Source organism: Streptomyces griseicoloratus, assembly GCF_014534645.1.
Lineage (GTDB): Bacteria > Actinomycetota > Actinomycetes > Streptomycetales > Streptomycetaceae > Streptomyces > Streptomyces griseicoloratus.
In genome coordinates this window covers 1-295 of record NZ_JACVQF010000015.1, presented here as the reverse complement: position 1 = coordinate 295, position 295 = coordinate 1, and the positions used below count along the sequence as shown (strand labels likewise).

The 295-nt window shown below is 68.5% G+C and carries 1 protein-coding gene; it reads left to right on the top strand.

Annotated features, from left to right (window positions below; genetic code table 11):
* Nucleotides 1-4 precede the first annotated feature (4 nt).
* The coding region (locus H0H10_RS40420; RefSeq protein ID WP_309141695.1) for an AMP-binding protein at nucleotides 5-295 on the top strand (291 nt) is incomplete at its 3' end.

The window sequence follows — 295 nt, the reverse complement described above, 5'->3', positions numbered from 1 at the left end:
GCATGTGCTGCGGGCTCGTGGTGTGACGGCCGAGTCGGTGGTGGGGCTGTGTCTGCCACGTGGGCTCGATATGGTCGTGGCGATCGTGGCGGTGTGGAAGGCGGGCGCGGCTTACGTTCCGCTGGACCCCGATTATCCGGCGGAGCGGTGCACCTTCATGCTCGCCGATAGCGGGGCCGACGTGGTCGTGGGCTTGGGCGAATTGACGCGTGGCCTGGCTGTAGCTGGTCTGCAGGTGGTGGATCTGGATGCTCCGGGGGTGGTGGCGGAGCTGGCGGGTGTGCCGGAGGGTGTG